General features: G+C 37.8%; 1 pseudogene. It reads left to right on the forward strand.

Annotated features, from left to right (window positions below):
• A pseudogene (locus FDF36_RS20995) lies at positions 1-658 on the forward strand (hypothetical protein); the annotation flags it as partial.
• Positions 659-1,126 lie beyond the last annotated feature (468 nt).

The raw sequence follows: 1,126 nt of genomic DNA on the forward strand, positions 1-1,126 counted from the left end.
GAAACTTAGTAATTACTTCAATGCGAATAACCGGAATATCACCTCGAGCCAGAATGTGCAGTTGCTACCGGGAAAGAGTTATACCATTACACTGAAGTTTGAATTGGGGATACAATTGGCGGCAAGTAACATTAACCTGACACAAAACGGATGTACCACAAATGATAAGAATAACTTGGCAAAGCTGAGATGGGCCACGGGAAATTTGAAGAGTACCGGAAGTACGAATTACGTGTGGACTACTGCAACAGATAGAGGTTATTATTATACTTGGAATAGCACTTATACAGGGAACAAAACTACAAATAACATAGATCCATGTTCAAGATTAAATACTGCATACTATGGTACAGGGTGGCGTACCCCATCCGAAAGTGACTACCTTCCATTATCCCGATGTACAGATAAGGTGTTGACAAATGGTGGCATGTGGTTTATGAATAAGAGTATTGGTATTTTTCTATTGGCTTCTGGAGGGATAGGTTGGGGTGGAGGCAGTTCGACCGGTAATCCTACTAGTGGTGGAGGCACAGATGGACAGTATTGGACTTCGACATATAATAAAAACGATGCTAAACGCTTCGTTTTTTCCAATGGTTCGGCAGGAATAGGCCTTGATTATTTGGCATCCGGGCTGGCAGTTCGTTGTGTTAAATAATTAATTGTTATTCATGACCAAGATCTTCAAAGGTATATAAGCTATGGATCGATTAGATATTTTGAATAATAAAAGCCACTAAATAAAGACTTTTGGACAACACGCACATAATTAGATTATTGGACAATTTTTGAGAAGAAGTGGAGATCAATTTATGAACCACCCTTTTATGGACCAAGAAGGTTGACTAAGATGCAAATTTAACTTTGGGGAATGATGTTTCAAAAGACGTACGTCTGATGCAACAAAGATAAGGCGCTTTTTTCATCTGTGCAAATATTTCTACATTGTTTTAATTATCAATCATTTATCTATTTCCCTTGCATTCAGTGCGAAGAGTAAAAATGGTGTTTCAAAAGACGTACGTTTTTTGAAACACCACCGTGTATTCAAGACTGTTATATCTGATTGTAATACACAAACTTACGCATAATAAAAGTGGTATCAAACAGCCTTTCCGGACTTATA

It is taken from the genome of Bacteroides fragilis, from assembly GCF_019583405.1.
GTDB lineage: Bacteria > Bacteroidota > Bacteroidia > Bacteroidales > Bacteroidaceae > Bacteroides > Bacteroides fragilis_B.